We start from the raw sequence: 25819 nt of genomic DNA, 5'->3' as shown, positions 1-25819 counted from the left end.
ACTAGCGGAGAGTAGCCCTTGTGACTTTATCCTATCATTTATCTAGTCCCGCTGCTTTCTTTGGAGTAGGGCAGAAATTTGCCTAAACTCTCCTCTGTGGTTTAAGCCCCTTGCCTCAGTGGAATGATCTAATTCTACCTTAGATCGGAATGGATTATCATTGAATCCCTATCTCTGCCTGGCATTAAGGTAAGGTTATTGACACTCCCGCGCCGTAAAACGGCGGGGATTCTTCATTCACAGACTCAACTTACTTTTGCAGGTATCGCTACCAACAGCAATAGAGGTCGAATCTCCTGAAGCTTTATCTATTCCAAGAATAGAAGATCCCGTATGCCCTACGGTACTCAATCCTTTTTTCAGGATGTTAATTGCTGCGTTAATATCCCTGTCTTCAACATACCCACAATTAGGACAAATATGGGTTCTAGTTGATAGTGACTTCTCAACTTTTTCGCCGCAATTAGAACAATTCTGAGAGGTATTATAGGGAGGTACTGCTACCGTTACTTTCCCATATTTATATCCAAAGTATTCTAAGCATTGCCTAAAAGTTGACCAGGCAGCATCATTGATACTCTTAGCAAAATGTCTGTTTCTCACCATGTTCTTAACTTTTAAGTCTTCATAGGCTACCAAATCGTTAGATTGGATTACGCGCAATGCCTCACCACAGACAAAGCCTTTACGTTGCCTACTTACTCTTAAATGTTTGAGAGCATATTTTACCCTAGCTTTCTGATAGTTATTTGACTGTTTCTGCCCTTTCTTAAACTTTTTAGATTTGCGTCGATTAAGACGGTTCAAACGTCTCTCTGCTTTACGATAGTATTGGGGTATCTCTACCGTTTTTCCATCACTATCAGCATAGAAGATTTTGAGTCCTACATCAATACCTGTACAATGTTTAGTCGGTTCTAATGGTTTAACATAGTCCTGAATATCAACACTAATACAGAATTGAACGTAATAGCCGTCAGCACGACGCACTAATCTAACTCGTTTAATTTGGTCAACGGGGTAAAAGTTTAAGTCCCTAGTTCCTTTTAATTTAACCGTTCCAATTCCTTTTTTGTCAGTAAAAGTTATCTTCTTTTTGTCGTCAGATAATTTCCATCCTGATTGTTTATATTCAACGGAACGATTATTTTTTTGGAATTTAGGAAACCCTTTCTTACCTTTTGTTTTTTTCTTACAATTGTCATAGAAACGAGAAATAGCTGACCAAGCTCTTTCAGATGATGCTTGTCTTGCTGTTGAGTTTAATTCATTGGCAAAGACGTATTCTTTCGCTAATACAGCACAGTATTTATTGAGAGCATATTTATCAATTTTACGATGCACTGAGCTTGCCGAAGTGTCCTCTCGACTAGCATCCATCCAAAGCCGCAAGGCTTTGTTTCTGATGAATTGCACAGTTCTGATAGCATCATTGATGGCATCTTGCTGATATTGCTTGACTACAGCTTTCATCTCTAAGACAATCATTGTTTCGACCTTAAACAACTATATTATTATGCTATCTCTCACAGCGCAAAATGTCAACCCATATAAAGCCGTCCTAAAAGGCTTGCACTGCTTGCCCTGAGCCAAGCCGAAGGGAGCCAAGCCGAAGGGAGCTAAGCCGAAGGGAGCTTGCCGAAGTGACGGGGTTTTAAACCCAATTTTTCGATAAAAGTTAAGGGCCACCAAAAACAGCCGCTTCAATATCTTGACGACTCAAAGAATACTTGAAAATTCGCTTAATATCCGAGCCGTCTGCACCCGCTTTCAGATAACAAACCATTAATTCTTCAATCTCTAAGCTAATCTGTGCGTTCCAGCTAGGTTTTCTAATCATCCAACAGTTTAAGTTTTGTGAGTCTTGCTGACAACCTAAATCAGAGAGCCATTTTTCAATGGCCGGTAGAGGATGATTATACAAGGGCGTATCAGAAGGGGGAAAAATCATAATCCACTTAAAAATAAAGATAACATTTTTGCGCCTGAGATAAAGGCGTAATCTTGAGGTAAGGCAGTGGGAGGTATGGCCTCATCCCCCCGAAGAATTCCCACAAAAATCGCTAAAACCAAACATCCCACTAAGGTTAAGCCTAAAATAAATAAAGCAAAAATTTCTCCCCCTGACAAGGGGCGATCGCTGGCATCAAGATAAGCAGAGCGAGAATATTGGGCTGATTCAGTAGTATTCTTGTTCTCAATTGGAACTTGAATCACATTCCAACGAGAATAACCAATAGTCAGATCGTACAGCGATCGCCGTTCTGGATTACTCAAGATGCCGTAAGCTTCATTTAAGCGTTGAAATTTAGGGGTGGCCACGGAAAATGGCAATTGGGTAGTATCGGGATGATAGCGTTTACTCAACTCTCGATAGGCCCGCCGAATTTCCCTGACGGAAGCGGACGGATCAAGCCCTAAAATAGCATAATGGCTATTAGCAAACGGCATAGGCACAGGAATTTTCTGTGAAGTTGATTGTTTAGTAGTCTGCTGCTCAGTCACAAGAGTCTAGATGATGATTTCTTGTGAGCTTATTATAACCAAACTCAAGGAAAGGTTTCTATACTCATGGCATTAATTCACGTTGATCACAAATTCATCTCCTCATGGGTAGTTAAGGGGTGTCTCACCTGTTTACTGACCCTATGGGTTATGTTAGGACTGTGGGGAACATTGACCGCTTCAGCGAGTGTTGATGATGATCGTCTCGATGGCAATATTTTTGTTGTCTATGCAGGAAATGGTTCTTTAGTTCCGGCCAAGTTAACCTTAATGGATTCCTTGCAGCGTGAAATGCCAACAGTGCTGGCATTTTATCTAGATGATAGTCGAGATTGTAAACAGTTTGCCATTATTGTCTCTCGAATCCAAGAATTTTATGGTCGGGCTGCTAATATTATCCCTATTAGTGTGGATAGTATTGCTTTTAAAGATAACTATACTCCTCAAGAAGCTGGTTACTATTACAAAGGAGTCGTCCCCCAAACTGTGGTATTAGATCAACAAGGAAAGGTCATTTTTGATGGCAAAGGCCAGGTAAAATATGAAGCTGTGGATGATGTTTTAAGAGAAGTCTTTAATCTCTTACCTCGTTCTGAGTCTGTAGAATTAAAACGACAGACTTTTAATGAATTCAATTCGGAATTAGTGGAACAATAAATTATGGTAGGGGTCAACGGTTGTTGACCCCTAGACCTATGAGAAATTGTGTTAGTTTTGAGCTTAAATAAACGTTAAAATGTGGAATTTTCAAATATTTATCTTAGGCATATTATTGCTAATAAGTTACTTAGTGAGTTCAATTTTAATTGTTTTATTACAACCTAGATGGTTATTTAAACTAATCCCTAAAATAGCACCAGGGGTTAAATATTTTGCCGAAACGAATGAGAAAATTGTGGCTATTACCATTGATGATGGCCCCGACTCAATAACAACCCCAACAATTTTAGAAACCTTAGCGACTCACCAAACTCATGCCACTTTTTTTCTGATTAGTGAACGTCTTAAGGACAATGAAAATCTTGTTAAAAATATGATCAAAAATGGTCATGAAATTGGCAATCACATGGTTAAAGATGAACAAAGTATTCAGTTATCAATCGAGGAATTTGAGCAACAATTTTTAGAAGCAGATCAGACATTAAATCAATTATTAGACCATTCATCATCAAGAATACACTGGTTTCGTCCTGGAGGTGGTTGGTATAATGCTAAAATGATTAAGATTGTTGAAAAATACAATTATCAAGCTGTTCTGGGGTCTATTTTCCCTTATGATACTCATATCCCATTTTCTCAATTTGCTGCCTATCAAATTTTATTAAATTTACGTCCTGGAGCGATTATTGTAATACATGATAGTGCTAGAGATGGCCAGTCAGGAGAATGGGGAAAACGAACTAATATGACCTTAAATACTATTCTCCCTGAAATCAAACGTCGAGGTTATCGAACTGTTACCTTATCTGAAATGTTTCTGAATAATTAATCAATTATTAACATGAATAACATTATTTTTCGTCCTGCAATGCCTCAAGATGCCTCAGCTATTGTGCCATTAATTTTGGCTGCTGGCGGAGGAATTTTTGAATTTTTATTGAGTGATTTACTGGTTGATATAACTTTAGAGGAATTATTGATATCAGAAATCATAAAAGAGACAGGAAATTTGTCTTACAGCAAAATAGAAGTAGCACAAATCAATCATAAAATTGTTGGATTGACCAATATTTATCCTGCTAAAGATTACGGAATTACAGAAGAAATGAGACAGTTTTTAGCTCCCAATAAATTAGACTGGTTAACAGATTTATTTACCCGTCGGGTTGAAGATAGTTTATTATTAAATATTTTAGCAGTTGCGCCTCAATATCAAAGACAAGGAATTGGCACAAAATTAATTAATAGAGTGAAAGAAAAAGCTCAGAGTGAAGAATTTTCCTGCCTTAGTTTAACCGTTTGGACAGATAATTTAGCAGCACTTCAATTATATCAGCGTCAAGGATTTCAGGAGGTTAAACCGATTCAAGTTAACTTTCATCCCCTAATTCCTCATCATGGTGGCCTCAAGTTGATGCAATGCTTATTATAATTTTTTCTATCGTTTCATAAGATTGACTAATCTGATATGATAAATTCAAGGCATTATATTAAAAAGTTGGCTACTGTTGTTGAGCTTAAAGTCACTCTAATTGTCATGTCAACCCTAAATTCCAAAAACCATCAACCATCATTCCATAAAGTTTTATGACAACGGTTTTGATTGTAGAAGATGATCCCATTAATTTTCGTGTATTCTCCAAAATTTTAACTAAACGAGGAGGATTAACCGTAAAAGGGACTGAAGATGTAGACGAGGTGATGAGAATTGCCCAAGCGGGAGAAGTTGATATTATATTAATGGATGTTTCTCTATCTCATAGCGTTTATCAAGGGCAAGCGGTGGATGGGATTAAAATTACCCAATACCTGAAAGCTGACCCGAAAACTGCCCAATTACCCGTTATTTTGGTGACTGCTCATGCCATGGAAGGCGATCGAGAACATTTTCTTAAGCAAAGTGGGGCAGATGGCTATATTTCTAAACCTGTAGTCGATCATCAACAATTTGTCAATCAAATTTTAGAGATGGTGATGAATCAGAATAAAACAGATCAGGGATCATAATAGTTTGTTATCCACTGATCCACTGATCGCCCTAATTGTCTCTTATTTTTCCCTAGGAAGACTTCTCTTCAAGATCATCAAGAATGGCACGAATTTGAGGCGTTGTTAAGAACTTTTCTGTATCTTTAATTAACTTTTCTCCCCAAAGATTATCCTTGAGGTGTTGAAGATCGCCATAGCTACTGTCTAATTTTAGGGCCGCTCCCCCTAATTTGATTGCTTGATCTTTTTTGCCCTGAGTATAGAAAGCAACGGCAAGGGCCAGTTGAGGTTCAACCTGTTCTTGATCGATTTCTAGAGCGTTTTCCCACAGTTTAATTGCCCCGTTAACATCCCCTTGCTCATACTTAATTAAACCAATATTATTAATAGCGGGCCAAAAATCCTTTTGTTGAGTAACGGCTTTTTGATAAGCGGCGATCGCCTCTGTCATTTTACCCAACCTTAGATAAGAATTCCCCAAATCAAACAGAGCAGCAGGCACGTCTGGTTTAAGTTTTAACCCTTGTTCTAACTGGGTAACAGCTTCTGCATAATTTCCCACTTGAAAATAAGCATTTCCCAGGGTAAATTTAATCCCCACTTCTTTTGGTTCAAGCTCTAAAGCTTTATTTAAAGCAGCGATACCAGGCTCTACTTGCTGTTGTATCACATACAAAGTTCCCAGAATAAACCAAGGTTGATACTTATTGGGGGCTAACTGGGTAGCAAGTTTGGCCCGGGATAAGGCCAAGTCGTATTGTTGAAAGCGGATTAATTGAGCCGCTTCCTCAGCGACTTCTAACCCTTGTTGTTCGAGTTGTTCTGCATTCAGTTGAGGGGTATAAGGTAAGAGCATTTGAGCCGTTGCTGGCACACTCAACTGCCATAATCCCACACCCACTAACAGCGAAAGTAACCAATTACGTTTAGGCACAGTCTTGTCTCTAAGCTCGCTTAAAATTATTAGCTTTTCTAGTGTAGAGGAAAATTATGAAGTTCTGGTGATTTTCTCTCTTGAGGGTGATTAATTAAGAAACGCTTAAATCATGCCTAGGGCTGAACAAGTTGGGTTATATAGTAAATGGGATAGCTTGAGGGAAAACTGAGTGATTTTTGCTTTATTGTCGAAAATTTTTGCTCAAAATCTATTTTTTCCCTAGAAAGTGAATCATTATTTTGGAGTTTAATAATGTCAACAGAATTTCTCGATTTTCTCACCCATAAATATGCTTATGTGGCCGTGGGGGAATTTAAACCAGGGCAGTTTGCCGAAGCACAGCGACTGTACGAAAAAGCTGTTTCGACCTATAAGCAAGGGTTTAAGGGAGCTTTTCTACTGCAAAAACCAGGGACAGATGAAGGAATTGCTGTGATTATGTGGGAAAAAATTGAGGATATGGAAGCGAATCAAAATGAGATTTATAAGAAAATATTGGAAGAAATGACCCCGTTATTTGTGAAGCCACCTAAGACAGATATTTATGAAATTTGTAGTGAAATTGAGGGATTTTCAGAGGAATAGTTTTACCCAAACCCATCAACATAAACAAGGGAAAAGAGTTTAACCCCTTTTCCCTTTAAATTTCAAAAATAATCAGGTTTAAACACCTACAGCTAAAGGACTAGCTAACAGATCTTTGAGTAAAGTCGCTTTGTCCGTTGCTTCCCAAGGAAGATCAAGATCAGTGCGTCCAAAATGCCCATAAGCAGCTACATCTTGATAGAAACGTCCCCCCCGTTGTGAAGGCAGTTGACGCAGGTTAAGAGACTGAATAATGCCCGCAGGACGTAATTCAAACAACTCTTGAATGGCTGTTAATAACTGAGTTTCATCCACCTTGCCAGTGCCAAAGGTTTCTACTAAAATACTAACAGGACGAGCAACCCCAATGGCGTAACTCAGTTGTACTTCGCACTTATCAGCTAAACCAGCAGCCACAATATTTTTAGCCACATAGCGACAAGCATAAGCAGCGGAACGGTCAACTTTTGTGGGATCTTTGCCGGAGAATGCGCCGCCACCGTGACGAGAATAACCGCCATAAGTATCAACAATAATTTTACGTCCTGTTAACCCCGCATCTCCTTGGGGGCCACCAATGACAAATTTTCCGGTAGGATTAACCAGAAAACGGGTTTCTTTGGTGGGTTTCATGTCCATATCCCCTAATACGGGTAAAACTACCGCATCCCAGAGATCGGATTTAATTTTGGCTTGAACCGCGTCGTTTTCGGTAATTGCACCAATGGTTTCATCATGTTGTGTGGAGATGAGAATGGTATCGATACCCACAGGAATACCATCTTCATAGACGATAGAAACTTGAGTTTTGCCATCAGGCCGTAAATAGGATAATTCCCCCATTTTCCGCACTGTAGCTAAACGACGGGCGAAACGGTGCGCTAAACTAATGGGTAAGGGCATTAATTCAGGGGTTTCGTTGCAAGCATAGCCAAACATGATCCCCTGATCTCCTGCACCGATGCGATCTAATTCGTCATCGCTGAGGGACTTCCGTTGTTCATGGGCTTGACTGACACCTTGGGCAATATCAGCAGATTGTTCATCTAAAGCCACTAAGACGGCACAACTGTTAGCAGAGAACCCATTATCAGCATCAATATAGCCAATTTCGGCAATTTTCTTACGGGCTAATTCAACAAAATTAATATGGGCTTTAGAAGTGACTTCCCCAGTAATTAACACCAACCCTGTATTAACAACAACTTCAGCCGCTACCCGACTTTGATCATCGTGGTAGAGTAGGGTGTCTATAATGGTGTCAGAGATTTGGTCACAGAGTTTATCGGGATGACCTTCAGTAACAGATTCAGAAGTAAACAGATAACGGCGAGTCAATTTTCTTTACCCTCTCTAAATTAAGAATATCGATGCAGTTTTTATTAACGTATCATCATACACCCTAAAATGAGAATTAGCATAATTTAATTTGCTCCAGTTGAGTAATGATGATATCTGCTTTTTCCAGATGAGGGGCCTGAGAGTTGCCCCAACAAATACCTATTGTTCCCGCGACTCCTGCTTGTTGTGCCATGATAATATCCCCTTGAGAATCTCCTACCATTAAAGTTACATTAGGGGATATTTTTAGATTTTTACAAGCCTGAATAAATAACTGGGGATCAGGTTTTGTCAGTCCTTGATCACCACCCATCATTAATTGGATATAATTAGACAATTGATGTTCCTGAACAAAGTTTTCAACATCTTTGGTGGGGGCAGCAGAAAGAATTGCTAATTTTAATCCGGCTTCAGATAAGGTTTTTAAGACATCTAAACTGCCAGCAAATAGGGGAGAGGTGGCTCTATTTTTTTGTAAATATTTATCGGTTTCTGTGAAAGCATTTTCAGCAATGGTTAAAGACTCAAACCAACTGCGTCCGGTTTCTGCAATGTAAGCTGCTGCTGCAATTAAGTTTTCTTGACGACTGCCAACAGCCATTAAACCAGTGGGATCTAAACAGTTATCTTGTAGACCAAAGGCCATTAATAAAGGTTCCCCAATACCAGGAATTTGAGCATCAATTAAACGGGCCCGACGAATACTTAATTCTCTTAAAAAGTTTTGAGAATCTTCTAAAGTCCCATCTTTATCAAAGATAATAGCTTGAATATTGTTAAATTCAATGTTACCGCAGCGAATGTCTACCAAAGTTTTTACTCCTAAATGACTCATCCTAAATTGTAACAGGAGACTCTACATAAATTGTCGGTTCTTTTACCGTAAATTCAATGCCATGATCTTTCAGTTGACTGGTAATTGTATCATTGGCTAATTCTAATAAACGTTTTCGTAATTCTAGGGAATTATCACTGGAACCAAGAATAAAGAATGTCACTCTGGCGCGAATTCCTGGCTTACCTTCTTGAGTAAATAGAGCAATTTTTGTACTGCCTGGATCAATGCCAAATAGAGCATCGGTGCTTTCTTTAACAACTTGTTCTACTAAGGCTTGTTCTGATTCTTCTAAGACTTTAGAAAAGTCTAAATAAAGGAGTACCATAACTTTTTTGCCACGAGTAACATTCTCAATTTCTAGGTTAGCCATGATTGAATTTGGTACAATCATTAGGGTACTTTTGGCAGCAGTTCTGATCTTAGTTGAACGTAACCCAATTGATTCAACACGACCAAATAAACCACTAGGTAATCTAATATATTCTCCAGGAATAAAGGGACGATCTAAATACAAAACACAGGTTCCTAATAGTTGTTCTAAGGTTTTTTGGGCAGCAAAAGCAATGGCTAAACCACCAATTCCTAGACTGGCTAATAATCCTACTAAGTTAATTTGTTGATTTTGGGCAAAGGCAACAACAGCAATAAAGCCAATAATTACATTAACAACAGTTTCACATACTAACAATAATTCATCGGCCTGTTTTCCTAACTTTCCGATTAATTCAATGCCATAAACGCGAATAAATTGGTGGAATATTTGAGAACAAAGCCAGGCTAAACTTCCTATTAAGATAAAATCTATAAAGAATTTTATAAATCCATAAATACCTGGATAAGCTTTTATAAAATTGAGAGAAAGGGAAACTAAAATCAAAGTCCCTGTTAATTTGAAAAGATCTTCTATGGGAGTGATTAGATTATTATAAATCTCTGCAACCAGTTTGGGAGAGAATTTTTGAATGATGAGTTTAACTAAAAATGGTGTGTAACGTCCAATCAATAAAGATAAAATAACGAACACTAAGAAAATAAAAACTTGCAAGCCAAATTTTATAATTAATGTTTGTGTGGTTTCATTAAATTGAAATATGTTTTGTAGATATTCTAGGAAAGTTGTCATGATTAATGTTTACTACGTTACTGTACAATTCAAAGGGGGTTTTACTTAGATTGTAATGGGAGAATCGACATTAATTGTCCTATCTTCAATCTCAAAAGCAATACCATATTCTTTAAGTTGATGGGTAATTTGTTGATTAGCAATTTCTAAAAATTGACGGCGTAATTCCATAGAAACTTCTCCTGATCCTAATATAAAGAAGTTAATTTGTGCTTGGGTAACAGGAGATTTACCATTTTTACCAGACATCTGTTTAAAAATGACTTCTGTACTACGAGAGTCAATACCAAAAATATCACTGGTACTTTCTAAAATGACTTGACGAATTAGGGCTTTTTCATCTTCAGGAATCAGACTATAAAAGGTTAAATAGATTAAAGAAACAACTTTTTTACCTCCCGTAAAGTTCTCAATATTTATCTGAGTCAAAGAACTATTAGGAACTATCATTAAGGTTCCTTTTCCCGATGTTCTGATTTTTGTTGACCGTAAACCGACTGATTCTACACGGCCAAAAGTGCCATCAGCTAGGCCAATATAGTCATCAGCAACGAAGGGTTTATCTAAATATAAAACAATGCCCCCTAGGAGTTGTTCTAGACTTTTTTGTGCTGCAAAAGCAACCGCTAAACCCCCAATTCCTAAACTGGCAAATAAACCCAATACATTAATATTATGGGTTTCGGCAAAGATAAATAAAACAATAAAAATAATAGCAGCATTGGCGAAGTATTTGGCAATAATAATAAACTCACTATTGAGTTTACTACTACTGGCGATCGCCGCTTCTAATAGATAACGATCAAAGAAGTCCTGGAAAATTTGAAATCCCACCCATATAATCAGCACATTGATACTTAACCCTAGGGGAATTTCTAATAGTTTTAACCAAGCTGGAAGATGTAGGAAAATCATCAAGAGATCTGTCACCGTCAGCAACATAATCAACCCTAACCAGTTGTGATAAGGGACGATTATTTTTTCGTAAATTGTGGGAAGTTCTCCTGATAAAAAATGGGTGATTATTTTTCCCATCACTCTCGGCAAAAGAACAATACCAATACTCAAGAACATTAGTATTAAAGTAACTATGGCAAAAATAATTATGGTCTGGATGTCGATACTTGAGGCAATTTGATCTGTCATGTTAGCTAAATCTGTGAGTTAACTAAAAAAAATTTAGCAAAATTTAAAATTAATTATATTATAACATATTGAATCAGCCCCTATTTTATATTCCCTAGCTTAAAAACCCTGATTTTTTACTAAATAGTAGTGAAGTCATGCTTGGTTTCAGTCTTCAAAAATTGGGGTTTTGTGAGTTAAAATTATAATAATTAACATCTCTAGAGGACACAAAAGTGAGTGAATCATCTATTCCACAGCGAGTTAAACAACTCCGACAACAACTCCAAAAAGCAAGTTATGCTTATTATGTCCTTGATAATCCTATTATGGAGGATGCCGTTTATGATCAATTATATCGGGAACTAGAAACCCTAGAAAAGCAAGATCCTGACCTCATTACTCCTGATAGTCCAACCCAAAGAGTAGGCGATAAATTAGCTTCTCAATTTATTTCTGTTGCTCATAATATCCCCCTCTACAGTCTAGAAAATGCCTTTGATCTCGATGAATTAAAACAATGGGAACAAAGATGGCAACGTTATTATGAGAACAAAAACATTAATAAAATTGACTATGTTTGTGAATTAAAAATTGATGGATCAGCCTTAGCTTTGACTTATGAAAATGGTCTATTAATTCGTGGGGTAACAAGAGGAGATGGAACAACAGGAGAAGACATTACTCAAAATATTCGCACTATTCGTTCCATTCCTTTAAAGTTAAATTTAGATAACCCTCCGCCCCTAGTAGAAGTTCGAGGAGAGGCTTTTTTGCCCCTAGATGAATTTGATCGCATTAACCAAGAAAGACAACAAATAGATGAGGCTTTATTTGCTAACCCCCGTAACGCTGCGGCCGGAACTTTAAGACAATTAGATCCCAAAATTGTTGATCAAAGACGCTTACAATTTTTTGCCTATACTTTACATCTTCCTACCTCAGAAATTACCAGCCAATGGGACTCTTTAGAATACTTACAAAAGAGTGGCTTTTTAGTTAACCCTCATCGTAAATTATGCCCGTCCCTGGCAGAAGTTACTACCTATTTTAGTTATTGGGAAACTGCGAGAAAAGACCTACCTTATATGACAGATGGAGTGGTAGTTAAACTAAATTCTTATCAGTTACAACAACAATTAGGGTTTACTCAAAAATTCCCTCGTTGGGCGATCGCACTCAAATATCCAGCAGAAGAAGCCCCCACCTTAGTCGAAGATATCATCGTCAATGTGGGACGAACAGGGGCCGTAACGCCCATGGCCGTGATGAAACCTGTCCATTTAGCGGGAACCATCGTACAACGGGCTACCCTACATAATAGCGATCGCATTGCCCAATTAGACATCCGTGTGGGGGATACGGTGATCATTCGCAAGGCAGGGGAAATTATTCCCGAAGTGGTTCGCGTCCTCACGGAATTACGACCCCCCAATACTCAAACCTATCAAATGCCTGAGAGTTGCCCTGAGTGTCATTCTACCTTAGTGCGTCCCCTAGGAGAAGCGGTGACTCGTTGTGTAAATCGTTCTTGTCCCGCAATTTTACGGGGAATTTTAGTACATTGGTCCTCCAGAGATGCTTTAGATATTCGGGGGTTAGGGGAAAAAATTGTGATTTTATTGATTAAGAATGGGTTAATTAATTCCCTAGCTGATTTATATAATTTAACCCCCCAAAAAGTTGCCAATTTAGAACGCATGGGAACAAAATCTGCGGAAAATTTAATCAAAGCAATTGAAAGCAGCAAACAACAACCTTGGTCACGGGTTTTGTATGGGTTAGGAATTCGTTATGTGGGTAGTGTTACGGCGCAAATTTTAGCCCAAAATTTCCCCAATGTTGACCAACTATCTCAAGCCTCTCTTTCTTCCTTAAGTTTAGTTTATGGCATTGGGGAAGAAATTGCTCAATCGGTGGTTGATTGGTTTAAGATTACCGAAAATTGCGAGCTTATTCAACAATTGAAAAATGTTGGGTTACAATTAGAAGCAACCCCACCACCGGAAAAATCTTCCACTGTTTCCTTAACCCAATTCACGGGAAAAACCTTTGTAATTACCGGAACCTTACCAACCTTAAAACGCAATGAAGCGAAAGCCTTAATTGAAAATGCAGGGGGAAAAGTTACGGGGTCAGTCAGTGCCAAAACTGATTACTTGGTCGTGGGAGAAGATGCCGGATCTAAGTTAATTAAAGCACAAGAATTAGGCATTACTCAATTAACTGAAGCTCAACTTTTAGCCCTGATGGAGTCAGGAAGATAAATATGCTTATTCATGGTTATAAAATTCAGGAAAAAATTCATGAAAGTTCTCAATCTTTAGTCTATCGTGCTATTCGAGAACATGACCAATTACCTGTGATTCTAAAAAATCTTAAGCAAAGTCATCCAGATCCTATCACCATTTCACAATTTAAACAAGAATATAAAATTCTAGATCACTTAAATTTGCCTGGTGTTATTAAAACTTACGGACTGGAAAAATATCAAAATAGTCTCTCAATTATTTTAGAAGATTTTGGAGGTGAATCTCTCAGCATTATTTTACAAAAAAAAACATTAACTTTGGTTGATTTTCTCAGGGTTGCCCTGGGAATTGTTGAGAGTTTATCAGGAGTTCATGCCGCTAACGTTATTCATAAAGATATCAACCCTTCTAATATTATTTTACAGCCAGAAACCCATCAAATCAAACTGATTGATTTTGGAATTTCCACCAGACTCTCTACAGAAGATACAAGTTTATGTGATCCCAATTTAATTGAGGGAACCTTAGCTTATATGTCTCCTGAACAAACAGGGAGAATGAATCGAAAAATTGACTATCATACTGATTTTTATTCCTTGGGTGTTACCTTTTATGAAATGCTAACGGGACAACTACCTTTTGTAACCAATGATCCCCTAGAATTAGTTCACTTTCATTTAGCTAAACAACCTATTTTCCCCAGTCAAATAAATCATGAAATACCTCCTATTATTTCTAAAATTGTCATGAAATTATTGGCAAAAACATCTGAAGAAAGATATCAAAGTGCAGGGGGAATTAAAGCTGATCTAGAAATTTGCTTAAAACAAATCCAACAAAATAACAGTATTCAAGAATTTACTTTAGGAAAACAAGATATTTCTGAAAAGTTCCAAATTCCCCAAAAACTTTATGGAAGAGAGAAAGAAATTGAGAGATTAGTTAATACCTTTGAAAATGTGATTCAAGGACAAAGCAAAATGATGTTAGTTTCTGGATATTCTGGTATTGGTAAATCAGCACTAATTCGAGAAATTTACCCATCAATCACTCAAAGAAAAGGTTATTTTATCGCAGGAAAATTTGAACAATTTCAACGAAATATTCCCTATGGAGCTATTATCCAAGCTTGTCAAGAACTGGTTAGCCAACTATTAACAGAATCTGAACAAAAGGTTATTCAATGGAGACAGCAAATTTTGGATGCTTTAGGGGTTAATGGTCAAGTAATTATTGATGTTATCCCCGAAATAGAGCGAATTATTGGCACCCAACCAGAGGTAATTAAATTAGAACCTTCCCAAGCTCAAAATCGCTTTAATTTAGTCTTTCAAAATTTCTTAAAAGTATTTACCAAACAGCAACATCCCCTAGGGATTTTTCTAGATGATTTGCAATGGGCCGATAGTGCTTCTTTGCAGCTAATAAAGTCACTTATGACAACAATAGGACATCAACATTTATTGGTAATTGGAGCTTATAGAGATAATGAAGTTGATGCTACTCATCCCCTCAGATTAACCTTAGATGAAATTAAGTCTAGAGGAACTATTATTGAGCAAATTTATCTTAAGTCCTTAAATTTAGACCAAATAAATCAATTAATTAGTGAAACAGTAAGATTAGACAAAAAAAGTAATAGTGAAGATCTGGCAAAATTAGTTGAGAAAAAGACCAATGGTAATCCTTTCTTTGTTAAAGAATTTTTAACTTCTCTTTACCGTAAACAAATTTTGAAATTCGAGAGAAGTAATCAGAAATGGCACTGGAATAAAAATAAAATTGAAACCTCAGAAATTACTGATAATGTTGTTGAATTAATGGCTAACAACATTAAAAATACTCAAATAAAAACCCAAGAAATTTTGAAACTAGCTGCTTGTATTGGCAGTAAATTTGATTTAAAAACCTTAGCAATGATTTGTAATAAATCGCAAATTCAAACAGCCAATTATCTTCTAGAGGCTTTAGAAACTGGCTTAATCATTCCCATTAATAATCAATATAAATTAATTGATAGTTATCAAAATGACCAGAAAATTGTCAGTAATTTAAAAATAATTTATAAATTTTCTCATGATCGTGTTCAACAAGCTGCTTACTCATTAATATCACCAGAAAATCAACAAGAAATTCATTTAAAAATCGGAAAAATACTCTTAGAGAATACGCCAATTGAGAAACAAGAAGAAAGAATATTTACCCTGGTTAATCAATTGAATCTTGGGAAAAAACTAATTCATAATCAATCAGAATGCTATCAATTAGCTAACTTAAATCTAATAGCTGGTAAAAAAGCAAAATTATCAGCAGCTTATCAACCTGCATTCAATTATTTGCAAATAGGAATCGACTTATTAACCGATCAAGAAAATTGGATAAAAAAATATCAATTAATTTTAGAACTTCATCTTGAAGCAGCAGAGTCTGCTTATTTATACAATAACTTTGAAGCAATGGAACAGCTAATTAATACCATTGTAAAAAATGCTCAATCTATTTTAGATAAAGTCAAAGCTTATGAAATTAAGATTAAAGCTCACACCTCACAAAATCAGTTATTAGAAGCTATTGATTTATCTTTGGCAACCTTATCTTTGTTAGGGATAAAGTTAACGAAGCATCCTAGTAATTTAGATATTGAGAATGCTCTCAACGAAACAGAAATGTTGCTTCAAGACTCAATCATCAAGGATTTAGTAAATATTCCAGAAATTCGAGATCTTAAAGCCATAGCATCCATGAGAATATTAATCAGTATGAGTATGGCAACATTTTTAGCTATTCCTAGATTATTTACCTTAATTGTAACTCAACAAGTTAAATTATCAGTTGAATATGGTAACTCTCCTGAAGCTTGTGTTGCTTATGCTTTTTATGGTGAACTTTTGTGTCAAATTCTTGGCAAGTTTGATGAAGGTTATGAAATTGGTCAACTCGCTTTATCCTTATTATCAAAACTTCAAGCAAAAAGATTAGAATCACAAACTTCATTTATCGTTATCTTATCTACAAAACACTGGAAAGAACCATTAGAACAACTGCTGCAACCCTTACTTTTAGGATATCAAAAAGGCTTAGAAACTGGAGATATTGAATATGCTTTCTGGAATTCTCAACTTTACTGCGCTTACTTATTTAGTATAGGGAGAGAACTTAATGAAGTCCAAGATGAACTGAGTAAATATCTGGAAGCAGCTAAAAATCTTCAAAGTAAAAATAGTCTTTATTTTTTAGAAATGAATTATCAAGTTGTTCTTAATTTAAAAAATGAATCGCAATTTAGGTGTCTTTTAATTGGTGAAAAATTCAACGAGGAGCAAATGCTACCACGTTACAAAAAAGTTAATTATCGACTGGCACTTTTTCAATTTTATAGCCATAAAACGATGCTTTGTTATGTCTTAGGAGAATTTCGGCAAGCATTAGAAAATAGTATTGAAGGAGAAAAATATGTCGGTGAAATGACAACAGCAGGATTACCAAGTTTTCTGTTTTATAATTCTTTATCTCACCTAGCAATACCTTCAGAAACAACACACCAGCAAGAAAAAATACTAAAAAAAGTAACTGATTATCAAGCTAAGATGAAAGTTTGGGCAACCCATAATCCTAGTCATTATTTGGCTAAATTTTATCTGGTAGAAGCTGAATTATCCCGTGTATTAAACCATGACGAAGAAGCGAGAGAATACTATGATCGTGCTATAAGTTTATTTCAAAAAAATGATTATATTCACGAACAAGCGATCGCCTATGAAATCGCTGCCAGATTTTATTTAGCTAAAAATCAAAACCATCTTGCTCATTATTATTTACAAGATGCTCATTATGCTTATCAGCGTTGGGGAGCTATCGCCAAAGTTAAAGATTTAGAAGAAAAATATCCTCAATTTTTACAAAAAGATAACTTAAAGCCTTTCAAATCTACAATTAAGACAACTGGAAAGCATTTATCAAGTAATTTAGATTTGAACAGTGTTCTGAAAGCTTCTCAAGTAATATCAGGAGAAATTGTTCTCGAAAAATTACTAGAAAAATTCATGGAAACTGTCATCGAAAATGCTGGCGCACAAAGAGGTTTTTTACTCTTAGAAAAAGCAAGTAACTGGGTAATTGAAGCAGCAGGAGATATTGATAGTAATAACTTGACCGTTTTACAATCAATTCCTATGGAGACTATCGATAGTAAGACTCAAGCTCCTATCTTATCAGTTGCCATTATTAATTATGTGGCCCATACCCAAGAAAATATTGTTTTAAATGATGCTACTTCGGAAGGACAATTCACCCAAACTCCCTATATCATTAAGACTCAACCTAAGTCAATTATTTGTACTCCTTTACTCCATCAAGGTAAATTAACTGGTATCATTTATTTAGAGAATAATTTAACCACAGGAGCGTTTACCCCTGAAAGAGTCGAAGTCTTAAAAATATTATCCACTTCAGCCGCAATTTCTATTGAAAATTCTCGCCTTTATGAACAACTAGAAGACTATAGTAAAACCCTTGAAAAAAAGGTTGATTTAAGAACCCAAGAACTTCGAGATAAAAATCAACAATTAGCCAATACTTTAGAACAATTAAAAGCAACCCAAGCTCAAATTATTGCCCAAGAAAAATTAGCTTCTCTCGGTGCTTTAACCGCTGGTATCGCCCATGAAATCAAAAATCCTTTAAATTTTGTTAATAATTTTGCAGAATTATGTATCGAATTAACGGAAGAAGTACAAGAAGAAATTGAAGCTCAAAAAGATAAATTAGAGGAAGAAACTATCGAATATCTTGAAGAAGTATTAGGAGATATCAAACAAAATTCCCAAAAAATTCATGCACATGGGCAACGGGCTGATAAAATTGTTCATGGAATGTTGATGCACTCTAGAGGAAAACCAGGTCAACGAGAATTAACAGATGTTAACAGTTTATTAGCAGAATCCATAAATTTAGCCTATCATGGAATCAGGGCCAAAGATACTTCTTTCAAGCTCAAAATTCAAACCAATTATGCTGAAAATTTACCAAAAATTACGCTCTCTCCCCAGGAAATAAGCCGTGTTTTTCTCAATACTATTAACAATGCTTGTTATGCTGTTCATGAAAAGAAAAAGGCAAGAGGAGAAGAATTTGAACCCACCTTAACTATCACCACAAGGGAACAGAATGAGCAAATAGAAATCAGCATTCGAGATAATGGTAATGGTATTCCTAAAACCATGCTTGATCAGGTTTTTAATCCCTTTTTTACCACTAAACCCACCGGACAAGGAACCGGATTAGGATTGTCCATTAGTCATGATATTATTGTGCAAGGGCATCGAGGTCAAATTCTTGTAGAAAGTGAGGAAAATAATTACACAGAACTCAAAATATTGCTCCCAAAAAAACAGGATGAATAAGAAACTTTAAACCCTAATTGACTTAATAATCTCCCATATTAGGTTTAAAATTACTATTTAAAAAAGGTTCAGCTATAATAATATGACGATCGCCATCAAAACTAAGCCATCCTTGACGTTGAAAGTCCCCTAATAAACGAGTCACCGTTACCCGCGTTGTTCCAATCGCACTAGCTAAATTTTGATGGGTAAGACGCACCCCTAAACGAGTCCCTTCCTTAACAGGTTCACCTAATTCTTGTTTGAGCAAATATAATAATTGTTGTAGACGATCTTCCACCCGTTTTAATCCCGCAATGGCCAGAAGTGCCTCAGTTTGTCGCATCCGACGCACTAACTGAGTGAGGGCCATTTGACTTAACTGAGAAGAATTCTGAATTTCATCAACAGGATACCACTTTAAATACACATCAGATAAAGCTTTAGCTTGATAGGATTCCATCTGGGTTAACCATAACCCAAATAAGGTTGAAGGTTGGGCCCATCCTAACAAGATTTCCTCCCCATGAGGAGATAATTGACTCAATTGAGTAATTCCCCGATAAACTTGCCAAATTCCATCACTAACAAGGGGAATATTTTCGCCACGATCATAAAAGTGTAGTCGCCCGCCCTCTGTAACTTCATGGGGGGACAGAGGTTGAGTGGGGTTATAAGCTAACAGCATCTCTATTTTAGTTTCCCGCCGTCAAACGACAATACTTTATTAATCATCCTATAAGATAAAGGTAAAAATTAGGTAATCAATAGATTAAATTTTGATAATCAATATCTGAATTAACTAAAATTTCAATTTTTTGGGGGTGAGTGGGCAAATTTTTCGTTAATATTTCTGCACCAGTTTCTGTCACTAAAATATCATCTTCAATGCGAATCCCTCTGACATCAGCAAATTGAGCTAATCTTTTCCAATTGATATCCTTGTTATAAGTTTCTTTAAATTGGGAATTATTTAAAATAGCAGGAACTTGATAAAATCCTGGTTCAATTGTCACCACCATACCAGCTTTTAAAGGGCGATCTAATCTGAGATATCCTAACCCAAAACGTTGACTTCTGGTTCTTCCTAATTCATATCCTGCCAAGTCTGCTAAATCTTCCATATCATGCACATCTAAGCCCAATAAATGACCGATTCCATGGGGAAAAAAGAGGGCATGGGCATCTTTTTCTACTAGGGTTTCTGGGTTGCCTCGCAAAATCCCTAAATTGACTAATCCTTCCGCAATTATTTGGGCAGCTAATAGATGTATTTCTCGATATTCTTTACCTGGTTTAATCTGTTCAATACAAGCATCATGAGCAGCTAAAACTAGATCATAAATATCCCGTTGAGTCGTGGAAAATTTACCATTAACTGGCCAAGTTCTGGTAATATCTGAAGCCCATCCTAAAGAGGTTTCTGCCCCAACATCTGCTAATAATAAATCACCTGATTGTAAATGATGATGGTAATGTTCATTATGTAAAACTTCCCCATGAACTGTAACAATACTATTGTAAGCACAAGTCATGTTTTGTCCTATAATATATCCCTCCATTGCGCCTCTGATTTGGGCTTCTGTTTGGGCATTTTTTGTGACTTTCATGCCTATTTTATGAGCTTCTATTGCAACATTTACCGCCTTTTTTATTTCTATTAAAGCGGCTTGATCATGGGTAAGTCTTAGGGTAATAATAGCTTTTTTTAGGTCAAAATCAAGGGCGATAAGGGAATTTTGGGGAGAAAAAGAACGGTTAAGAGTTTCCCATTGTTGTTGATAGGTTGTGACATCTTGGACGGGAATTGTTAGGGCATTTGTGGTATATTTAGCTAATTCTGTGAGAGGATAGGCTTGATTTGCCCCAATTTGCGCCGCTATCTCCTCTCTAGTGGGCGTTTCTCCATGCCATAGGCTACTATCAGGAGATGGGTTGTCCATGAATAGCTTTAGGTTGCCATTGTTGAGAAGAATTGCCGCATTTTCAAGGTTTAAGCCCGTAAAATAGAGAAAATGACTACTAGCACGAAAAGGGTAACGGTTAGCCCGAAAATTACGAGATAAGGCTTTCCCTGACCATAAAATAGCAGGTTGATCAATTAATTCGGCTAATTTTTGTCTCCGTTGTTGCAAGGTATTTATTAAAAAATCATTCATATTTATTACTTATTAGTTATTACTTATTTTACACATTTCCTGTTTGAAAAAGTCGCCCGATAATTTCCTCAAGAGGAGGATCAGTTATATTAAGATCAATAACCTGTAATTGGGCTAAAATTTGGGCGATAGTTGCTGTTAGCTTTTCTTGTTTTACGAGAAAGCGAACCTCTTGACCTTGTATACTTTCAATTTCGCCATAAATTGCTAATTGTTCATAAGAAACTGCCTCAGCTAATTCAAGTTTAACCTCTCGATAGGGAGCAAATTTTTCGACTAATTGATCTAAGCTTCCATCATAGATCAATTCGCCCTCATGAATCAATAAAACTCGTTTACATAAAGCGGTAATATCAGCCATATAATGACTGGTTAATAAGATAGTAGCTTGATAGCGTTGATTATATTCTTTTAAAAAATCTCTGACAGCAACTTGAGCATTAATATCTAATCCTAAAGTGGGTTCATCTAAGAATAAAACTTGGGGATGATGTAATAAAGCTGCTAATAATTCTGCTTTCATTCTTTGACCTAAAGAAAGCTTACGAACAGGTTGAGTTAATTGTTTTTCAATAGATAGCATTTCTGCTATTTCTTTAAGTCTTTTCTGAAAAATTTGCTCAGGAATTTGATAAACTGCCGCATTAATTCTCAGGGAATCTAAGGCTGGTAAATCCCATAATAATTGTTGTTTTTGTCCCATTACTAAACTCATTTTTGTCAGAAATTGGGGTTGACGACGAAAGGGGACATATCCCACAATTTTAATCTCACCAGTTGAGGGATAAATTAGCCCTGTGAGCATTTTTAATGTGGTAGTTTTTCCGGCACCATTTGCACCCAAAAATCCCACCATTTCCCCTGATTCAATAGTAAAAGAAATATTTTTAACCGCTTTTATTTCCCGATAAGTACGGTTAAAGAAATGATTTAATGTTCCTTTTATTCCTGGTTTTTTGACGGCGACTTTATAAACTTTGCTAAGATTTTTAACAACAATAGTAGACATGATTATCATTCATATTTGAAATGGGTTTTGACTAATTATTTGGGCAACCAATTTTTATCGATTAAGTTTTCCAACGTATAAGGACAAGTATCCGGCAAAGTAGTTAGATTGGCTTTTAGTTTAACATAATCGACAGCATGACTGTAGATTATGGGTAAATTGCCTTGTAGGTATTGATATAAATTCGTCGTTAAATCTTCATTAAGTTGATTACGAAAACTAACAATTTCAGCCAACCAATGATAATAATTATTTGTCCTTTCTGACTCCCAATATTGAGCCATAAGTAAGTGCCTAATAATTTGTTCTAATAAACTTCTCAATCTCCTTTTTTCTCGTTTAGACAAGTCTTCTAATTCCTCAATTAAGTTTTCATAATCAAGCTTGTCTAGTTGACAAGTTTTGAGAAGTTTTATCGTTTCCTCTAGCCAGGTTATGTAATTGGTTTCATAGAGTTCTTTAAGATGATTGATTTCTGTGATTGAAATTTGTTTGCTGCTCATGTTTTAAGCCCGATTTAAAGTATAGAATAGCAATTCATAAAAGACTAATTCATAATCTAAATAGTTGATCTGTTTTCCTTGCCAAGATAATATTTTTTTTGTATAAGTATCAGGGGTTTTAGATATAACAACAGGTGCATCTTTTAATTGATCACTAGAAAATCGATAAACTCCTAATATTTCATCAACAGGAAATACCCAACGGTTGCCTTGAATTTCAAGGACGACCATTCGTTGATAAATAACAGGAATCATGTCATATTTGTCATATTTTGATAACTTTGATGATTGATTATCTTCATTAAAATTCATGGTAGATAAACCCAAAAGATTTCGCAGTAAAATACACATTAAAATCTCACCTCGAATATTAACAATTCCCGCAAAAACATGATTACTGCGATGAGGTAAAGTATGAATCGGAAAAACATGAGTTATTTCTTTAACCACCCAAACAGGTAAGGCTAACCACTCTTGAGCAAGTCTAAAAACAATTAATCCAAGAGACTCATTTATTAAGGATTCTTGCTTGTTTAAATCAGCTTTTGAGGCTATTTCTTGCCAGTCTTTGGCTAATAAATCTGTCCATTCTTCAACATATCCTTCAGGAGACTGTCGTTGCAATAAATTGCGTCCTGCTGCCCCATAAATAGCACAATTACGACAGTGGATAACGGTTTTTAATTCAGGGCAAGAACTATCACCATAAACCCCAATTTTATTCCAACATTGGTTAATATAAGTATTCATAATCTTTAACGGTTAGGTGCAACATATTCATGATTAATAAACCAATTAACGGCATCTTGGAGAGCATTTTTAATCGGAGAAGGAGACAACCCTAATTCATTAATTGCTTTGGAAGCATCATAATACATTGGTTGTTTAGACATCTTCACACCATCGATAGGAATTGAGGGTTTTTTTCCCAAGGGAGAGAGTAAATATTCCTCTATCCAAGCGACAGTTAAGGGTAGCCAGAGGGGTAAGGTTTGTTGGGGTGCGTCTAGTCCTGTTAAGGTTGATAATTCATCTAATAGGGCTTTTAAAGTTAGGTTTTGGTTGCCTAAAATATAACGTTCCCCCGTCTTCCCTTTTTCTAATGCTAACAGATGACCCCGCGCTACGTCTCGCACATCAATTAAATTTAATCCTGTGTTAACATAAGCGGGCATTTGACGGCGTAAAAACCGTAAAATGATCTCTCCTGTGGGGGTTGGTTTAATGTCATAAGGGCCAATAGGAGTGCTAGGATTAACAATAACAATATCTTGACCCTTTTTAACAGCTTGGTAGGCTTCTTGTTCAGCCCAATATTTGGATTTTTTGTAATGTCCGACTAATTTTTCCACAGGACTTTGATGGGTTTCATTAACAATTTCACCAGGGTTTCCTACCCCAATAGCAGCAACGGAACTGGTGTAAACAATGCGTTCAATTCCTGCTTGTTTTGCGGCGGCTAAAATAGAACGGGTTCCTAACACATTACTTTGATATAATTGGTTTTTATCGGCTTGATATAAGGAATAATGGGCTGCTACATGAAAGAGTACCTGACAGCCTTTTATTTTATTAGATAACTTGGGATCATTGAGGTCACTTTTAATGATTTCAACATCAAGATTTTTCAGGTTGTCTAAGGAACTTTGGGGACGCACTAAAGCACGAACTTGATAGCCTTCTTCCAATAAAAGTCTAACCAAGTTTGCCCCAATAAATCCCGTTCCTCCCGTAACAAATGCTTTGATACTCATAAAATATTACACTTAATTAACTAGCTTGAGTATAAAATCTGTAGGTCGATGCACTCTCTACTTTTAATATATCTCATAATAAGCTATAATTAAACTGGAGATTGTCCTTTCCTCACTAGGCTTAATAATTAATCCCTAATTATTTTTACTTATGCCCGCCAAAGATATTTATCATGATACAGTAAAAAATGCACTAATTAAGGATGGGTGGACAATTACCAATGACCCCTTAAGCCTTAAAATAGGTAACAAAGACATCTTTATTGACATAGCAGCCGATAAACTATTAGTAGCTGACAAAAAAGGACAAAAAATTGCTGTAGAAGTTAAAAGTTTTGTTGGTACATCAGAAGTAGAAGATCTAAAAAACGCATTAGGACAATATATTCTCTATGAGAAAATTCTTAAGCGTCAATTTTCAGAACGTATTCTTTATTTAGCCATTAGATCAGCAATATTTCGCCGCTTATTTAGTCAAGAAATAGGACAAATATTATTAGAGGATAACACTCTAAAACTAATTATTTTTGACCCTGAACAGGAGATGATTACCCAATGGATAAATTAGAAAAATATCGGCAAATTATTCGTCAAGTTCTAACCCCTTATCTTAATATTTCTTACGCTAATGTTAAAGTCCGTAACCGGGCAGCTTTTGACGAAGAAACAGACCAATATTTAATTATTTCTGAAGGATGGAATAATCAAGAACATCTTCATAGTTGTTTAATTCATCTGGAAATTATTAACAATAAAATTTGGATTCAATGTGATAATACTGAAGATGGCATTGCCAATGAATTAGTAGCAGCAGGTATCCCTAAAAGTGATATTGTTTTAGCGTTTCATACTCCAGATATTCGGAAATTCACCGAGTTTGCTGTTGGTTAAGATTTAGGGATAAATTTGAGCAAAAACTCTTGTTTTTTTTGAGAAGCATGGGTTTATAAGCTTCTATAGCAATCAGTAATGATATGTGAGAAGCAAAAACATACTAGGACATAATGGTATTATGTCCCTACAAATATACCCTTGTAGGGATTTAACACTGTTAAATCCTCCTCCTAATTTTCTCACAATTGAAACCTGATTGCTATAGTTTTTCTTTTAAATTTTCTAACATTATCATAATTTTCATTGACTTAATGACTGCCCTTTGAACTATTTTAAGAATAAACTTAGGCATTTAAACTTTACAATACGGGCAATGCCGTTGGAACATTTTTGGCGGTTTCTAACCCCTTGACTCCTTCCCACTTGGTTTGTTTATTCCATCTGATGTCTTCAAGGTTGGCGTTACTGAGGTAGGCGTTAGCTTTCAATCGATAAATCTTCTTTGGTCTTTTCAATAACAAACCCTAATAAACCTGTTGCAATACCAATAAAAGGAATACTCGACTTAACCACTTCTCCCAAAGGAGAATTAAGCACATCTAACAAAGAAGCAGTCTGTTCTAAACAAGGAGAAATAGCTGTTAAAAAAGCTTTATTATCCTTCTTATTAACCGCTTCAGCTAAAGCAAATATCTTGTCACTTGCTTCTACACCACCCTTAACCGTTTCACCCCAATTAATATCAGCATCAGAATTAATAACTGTCAGAATACGTCGCCACAAACTCATAATAATTCACTCAAAAATATTAGATAAAATGAAAC

General features: G+C 36.1%; 25 protein-coding genes. 9 read left to right on the top strand and 16 right to left on the bottom strand.

From position 1 onward, the window contains the following. Positions 1-237 precede the first annotated feature (237 nt). The 3 genes from VB691_RS07935 to VB691_RS07925 all read right to left on the bottom strand — a co-directional run bounded on the left by VB691_RS07935 (position 238) and on the right by VB691_RS07925 (position 2505). Positions 238-1488: a transposase gene (locus tag VB691_RS07935; RefSeq protein WP_323290932.1), complete on the bottom strand. Its 1251-nt coding sequence runs from the start codon at positions 1486-1488 to the stop codon at positions 238-240. 190 nt (positions 1489-1678) lie between these two features. Further along, positions 1679-1951 carry a DUF3143 domain-containing protein gene (locus VB691_RS07930; RefSeq protein ID WP_323290931.1) on the bottom strand — a complete coding sequence of 91 codons (273 nt, stop codon included), beginning with the start codon at positions 1949-1951 and terminating at the stop codon, positions 1679-1681. Beyond that, positions 1948-2505, bottom strand: coding sequence for a J domain-containing protein (locus tag VB691_RS07925; RefSeq protein WP_416244844.1), 558 nt, complete (start codon positions 2503-2505; stop codon positions 1948-1950). Before VB691_RS07925 ends, VB691_RS07930 begins: the two co-directional genes overlap by 4 nt. Before the next feature lie 66 nt (positions 2506-2571). On the opposite strand from VB691_RS07925, the gene VB691_RS07920 reads away from it, so the two are divergent. The 4 genes from VB691_RS07920 (at position 2572) to VB691_RS07905 (ending at position 5172) form a co-directional block, all read left to right on the top strand. Further along, positions 2572-3162, top strand: a complete 591-nt coding sequence (locus VB691_RS07920) for a thylakoid membrane photosystem I accumulation factor (RefSeq protein ID WP_416244842.1) — start codon at positions 2572-2574, stop codon at positions 3160-3162. 79 nt (positions 3163-3241) lie between these two features. Further along, positions 3242-3994, top strand: coding sequence for a polysaccharide deacetylase family protein (locus VB691_RS07915; RefSeq protein WP_323290930.1), 753 nt, complete (start codon positions 3242-3244; stop codon positions 3992-3994). Positions 3995-4006: 12 nt separating this feature from the next. Beyond that, the gene (locus VB691_RS07910) at positions 4007-4597 is read left to right on the top strand and encodes a GNAT family N-acetyltransferase (protein ID WP_323290929.1); all 591 of its coding nucleotides are present in this window, start codon (positions 4007-4009) and stop codon (positions 4595-4597) included. Between the two features lie 155 nt (positions 4598-4752). Continuing rightward, the gene (locus VB691_RS07905; protein WP_323290928.1) at positions 4753-5172 is read left to right on the top strand and encodes a response regulator; all 420 of its coding nucleotides are present in this window, start codon (positions 4753-4755) and stop codon (positions 5170-5172) included. 52 nt (positions 5173-5224) lie between these two features. Here the strand turns inward: VB691_RS07905 and VB691_RS07900 are convergent, their stop codons facing one another. Then, positions 5225-6088 carry a tetratricopeptide repeat protein gene (locus tag VB691_RS07900; RefSeq protein ID WP_323290927.1) on the bottom strand — a complete coding sequence of 288 codons (864 nt, stop codon included), beginning with the start codon at positions 6086-6088 and terminating at the stop codon, positions 5225-5227. 255 nt (positions 6089-6343) lie between these two features. On the opposite strand from VB691_RS07900, the gene VB691_RS07895 reads away from it, so the two are divergent. Beyond that, complete coding sequence (locus VB691_RS07895) at positions 6344-6676, top strand: antibiotic biosynthesis monooxygenase (RefSeq protein ID WP_323290926.1); 333 nt, start codon at positions 6344-6346, stop codon at positions 6674-6676. Positions 6677-6754: 78 nt separating this feature from the next. Here the strand turns inward: VB691_RS07895 and metK are convergent, their stop codons facing one another. The 4 genes from metK to VB691_RS07875 all read right to left on the bottom strand — a co-directional run bounded on the left by metK (position 6755) and on the right by VB691_RS07875 (position 11124). Further along, complete coding sequence (gene metK / locus VB691_RS07890) at positions 6755-8014, bottom strand: methionine adenosyltransferase (RefSeq protein WP_323290925.1); 1260 nt, start codon at positions 8012-8014, stop codon at positions 6755-6757. 76 nt (positions 8015-8090) lie between these two features. Beyond that, positions 8091-8828, bottom strand: a complete 738-nt coding sequence (locus tag VB691_RS07885) for an HAD family hydrolase (protein WP_323290924.1) — start codon at positions 8826-8828, stop codon at positions 8091-8093. A gap of 25 nt (positions 8829-8853) precedes the next feature. After that, positions 8854-9978 carry a mechanosensitive ion channel family protein gene (locus VB691_RS07880; RefSeq protein WP_323290923.1) on the bottom strand — a complete coding sequence of 375 codons (1125 nt, stop codon included), beginning with the start codon at positions 9976-9978 and terminating at the stop codon, positions 8854-8856. Between the two features lie 45 nt (positions 9979-10023). Further along, the gene (locus VB691_RS07875) at positions 10024-11124 is read right to left on the bottom strand and encodes a mechanosensitive ion channel family protein (protein ID WP_323290922.1); all 1101 of its coding nucleotides are present in this window, start codon (positions 11122-11124) and stop codon (positions 10024-10026) included. Between the two features lie 215 nt (positions 11125-11339). Between VB691_RS07875 and ligA the strand changes: the two genes are divergently transcribed. Both ligA and VB691_RS07865 read left to right on the top strand, forming a co-directional pair. Further along, entirely contained in the window at positions 11340-13370 is a 2031-nt protein-coding gene (gene ligA, locus VB691_RS07870; protein WP_323290921.1) for an NAD-dependent DNA ligase LigA, read from the top strand. A gap of 2 nt (positions 13371-13372) precedes the next feature. Further along, a complete protein-coding gene (locus VB691_RS07865; protein WP_323290920.1) occupies positions 13373-18757 on the top strand; it encodes an AAA family ATPase in 5385 nt (1794 codons plus the stop codon). A 22-nt stretch (positions 18758-18779) separates the two neighbouring features. On the opposite strand, the gene VB691_RS07860 is transcribed toward VB691_RS07865, so the two are convergent. The 6 genes from VB691_RS07860 to hpnA form a co-directional block, all read right to left on the bottom strand. Further along, a complete protein-coding gene (locus VB691_RS07860; RefSeq protein WP_323290919.1) occupies positions 18780-19424 on the bottom strand; it encodes a Crp/Fnr family transcriptional regulator in 645 nt (214 codons plus the stop codon). A 76-nt stretch (positions 19425-19500) separates the two neighbouring features. Further along, positions 19501-20895, bottom strand: coding sequence for an aminopeptidase P family protein (locus VB691_RS07855; RefSeq protein ID WP_323290918.1), 1395 nt, complete (start codon positions 20893-20895; stop codon positions 19501-19503). Between the two features lie 28 nt (positions 20896-20923). Further along, complete coding sequence (locus VB691_RS07850) at positions 20924-21904, bottom strand: ATP-binding cassette domain-containing protein (RefSeq protein WP_323290917.1); 981 nt, start codon at positions 21902-21904, stop codon at positions 20924-20926. A gap of 35 nt (positions 21905-21939) precedes the next feature. Then, on the bottom strand, positions 21940-22407 hold the full coding sequence (locus tag VB691_RS07845; RefSeq protein WP_323290916.1) for a DUF29 domain-containing protein: 468 nt from the start codon (positions 22405-22407) through the stop codon (positions 21940-21942). Between the two features lie 3 nt (positions 22408-22410). After that, positions 22411-23157, bottom strand: coding sequence for a chemotaxis protein CheW (locus VB691_RS07840; RefSeq protein WP_323290915.1), 747 nt, complete (start codon positions 23155-23157; stop codon positions 22411-22413). Positions 23158-23162: 5 nt separating this feature from the next. Further along, positions 23163-24161, bottom strand: coding sequence for a hopanoid-associated sugar epimerase (gene hpnA, locus VB691_RS07835; protein WP_323290914.1), 999 nt, complete (start codon positions 24159-24161; stop codon positions 23163-23165). A gap of 151 nt (positions 24162-24312) precedes the next feature. Here hpnA and VB691_RS07830 point away from each other — a divergent pair, with 151 nt between their 5' ends. After that, a complete protein-coding gene (locus tag VB691_RS07830; protein ID WP_323290913.1) occupies positions 24313-24729 on the top strand; it encodes an element excision factor XisH family protein in 417 nt (138 codons plus the stop codon). Continuing rightward, positions 24717-25052, top strand: a complete 336-nt coding sequence (locus VB691_RS07825) for a XisI protein (RefSeq protein ID WP_323290912.1) — start codon at positions 24717-24719, stop codon at positions 25050-25052. Before VB691_RS07830 ends, VB691_RS07825 begins: the two co-directional genes overlap by 13 nt. 302 nt (positions 25053-25354) lie before the next feature. On the opposite strand, the gene VB691_RS07820 is transcribed toward VB691_RS07825, so the two are convergent. Both VB691_RS07820 and VB691_RS07815 read right to left on the bottom strand, forming a co-directional pair. Next, a complete protein-coding gene (locus tag VB691_RS07820; protein ID WP_323290911.1) occupies positions 25355-25483 on the bottom strand; it encodes a hypothetical protein in 129 nt (42 codons plus the stop codon). After that, positions 25473-25784, bottom strand: a complete 312-nt coding sequence (locus VB691_RS07815) for a hypothetical protein (protein WP_323290910.1) — start codon at positions 25782-25784, stop codon at positions 25473-25475. Before VB691_RS07815 ends, VB691_RS07820 begins: the two co-directional genes overlap by 11 nt. Between the last annotated feature and the right edge of the window lie 35 nt (positions 25785-25819).

The organism is Crocosphaera sp. XPORK-15E (genome assembly GCF_034931425.1).
Taxonomy (GTDB): Bacteria; Cyanobacteriota; Cyanobacteriia; order Cyanobacteriales; family Microcystaceae; genus UHCC-0190.
The sequence above is the reverse complement of the archived record's forward strand: the minus strand, read 5'-3'. Positions and strand labels throughout refer to the sequence as shown.

What these genes read in the sequence shown, in the direction of transcription:
- VB691_RS07880 (WP_323290923.1), bottom strand. Translation starts at nt 9,978, where the DNA reads ATGACAACTTTCCTAGAATATCTACAAAACATATTTCAATTTAATGAA.
- VB691_RS07875 (WP_323290922.1), bottom strand. Translation starts at nt 11,124, where the DNA reads ATGACAGATCAAATTGCCTCAAGTATCGACATCCAGACCATAATTATT.
- hpnA (WP_323290914.1), bottom strand. Translation starts at nt 24,161, where the DNA reads ATGAGTATCAAAGCATTTGTTACGGGAGGAACGGGATTTATTGGGGCA.
- VB691_RS07850 (WP_323290917.1), bottom strand. Translation starts at nt 21,904, where the DNA reads ATGTCTACTATTGTTGTTAAAAATCTTAGCAAAGTTTATAAAGTCGCC.
- VB691_RS07915 (WP_323290930.1), top strand. Translation starts at nt 3,242, where the DNA reads ATGTGGAATTTTCAAATATTTATCTTAGGCATATTATTGCTAATAAGT.
- VB691_RS07860 (WP_323290919.1), bottom strand. Translation starts at nt 19,424, where the DNA reads ATGCTGTTAGCTTATAACCCCACTCAACCTCTGTCCCCCCATGAAGTT.
- VB691_RS07840 (WP_323290915.1), bottom strand. Translation starts at nt 23,157, where the DNA reads ATGAATACTTATATTAACCAATGTTGGAATAAAATTGGGGTTTATGGT.
- VB691_RS07930 (WP_323290931.1), bottom strand. Translation starts at nt 1,951, where the DNA reads ATGATTTTTCCCCCTTCTGATACGCCCTTGTATAATCATCCTCTACCG.
- VB691_RS07865 (WP_323290920.1), top strand. Translation starts at nt 13,373, where the DNA reads ATGCTTATTCATGGTTATAAAATTCAGGAAAAAATTCATGAAAGTTCT.
- VB691_RS07910 (WP_323290929.1), top strand. Translation starts at nt 4,007, where the DNA reads ATGAATAACATTATTTTTCGTCCTGCAATGCCTCAAGATGCCTCAGCT.
- VB691_RS07845 (WP_323290916.1), bottom strand. Translation starts at nt 22,407, where the DNA reads ATGAGCAGCAAACAAATTTCAATCACAGAAATCAATCATCTTAAAGAA.
- VB691_RS07815 (WP_323290910.1), bottom strand. Translation starts at nt 25,784, where the DNA reads ATGAGTTTGTGGCGACGTATTCTGACAGTTATTAATTCTGATGCTGAT.
- VB691_RS07825 (WP_323290912.1), top strand. Translation starts at nt 24,717, where the DNA reads ATGGATAAATTAGAAAAATATCGGCAAATTATTCGTCAAGTTCTAACC.
- VB691_RS07920 (WP_416244842.1), top strand. Translation starts at nt 2,572, where the DNA reads ATGGCATTAATTCACGTTGATCACAAATTCATCTCCTCATGGGTAGTT.
- VB691_RS07830 (WP_323290913.1), top strand. Translation starts at nt 24,313, where the DNA reads ATGCCCGCCAAAGATATTTATCATGATACAGTAAAAAATGCACTAATT.
- VB691_RS07935 (WP_323290932.1), bottom strand. Translation starts at nt 1,488, where the DNA reads ATGATTGTCTTAGAGATGAAAGCTGTAGTCAAGCAATATCAGCAAGAT.
- VB691_RS07855 (WP_323290918.1), bottom strand. Translation starts at nt 20,895, where the DNA reads ATGAATGATTTTTTAATAAATACCTTGCAACAACGGAGACAAAAATTA.
- VB691_RS07905 (WP_323290928.1), top strand. Translation starts at nt 4,753, where the DNA reads ATGACAACGGTTTTGATTGTAGAAGATGATCCCATTAATTTTCGTGTA.
- VB691_RS07895 (WP_323290926.1), top strand. Translation starts at nt 6,344, where the DNA reads ATGTCAACAGAATTTCTCGATTTTCTCACCCATAAATATGCTTATGTG.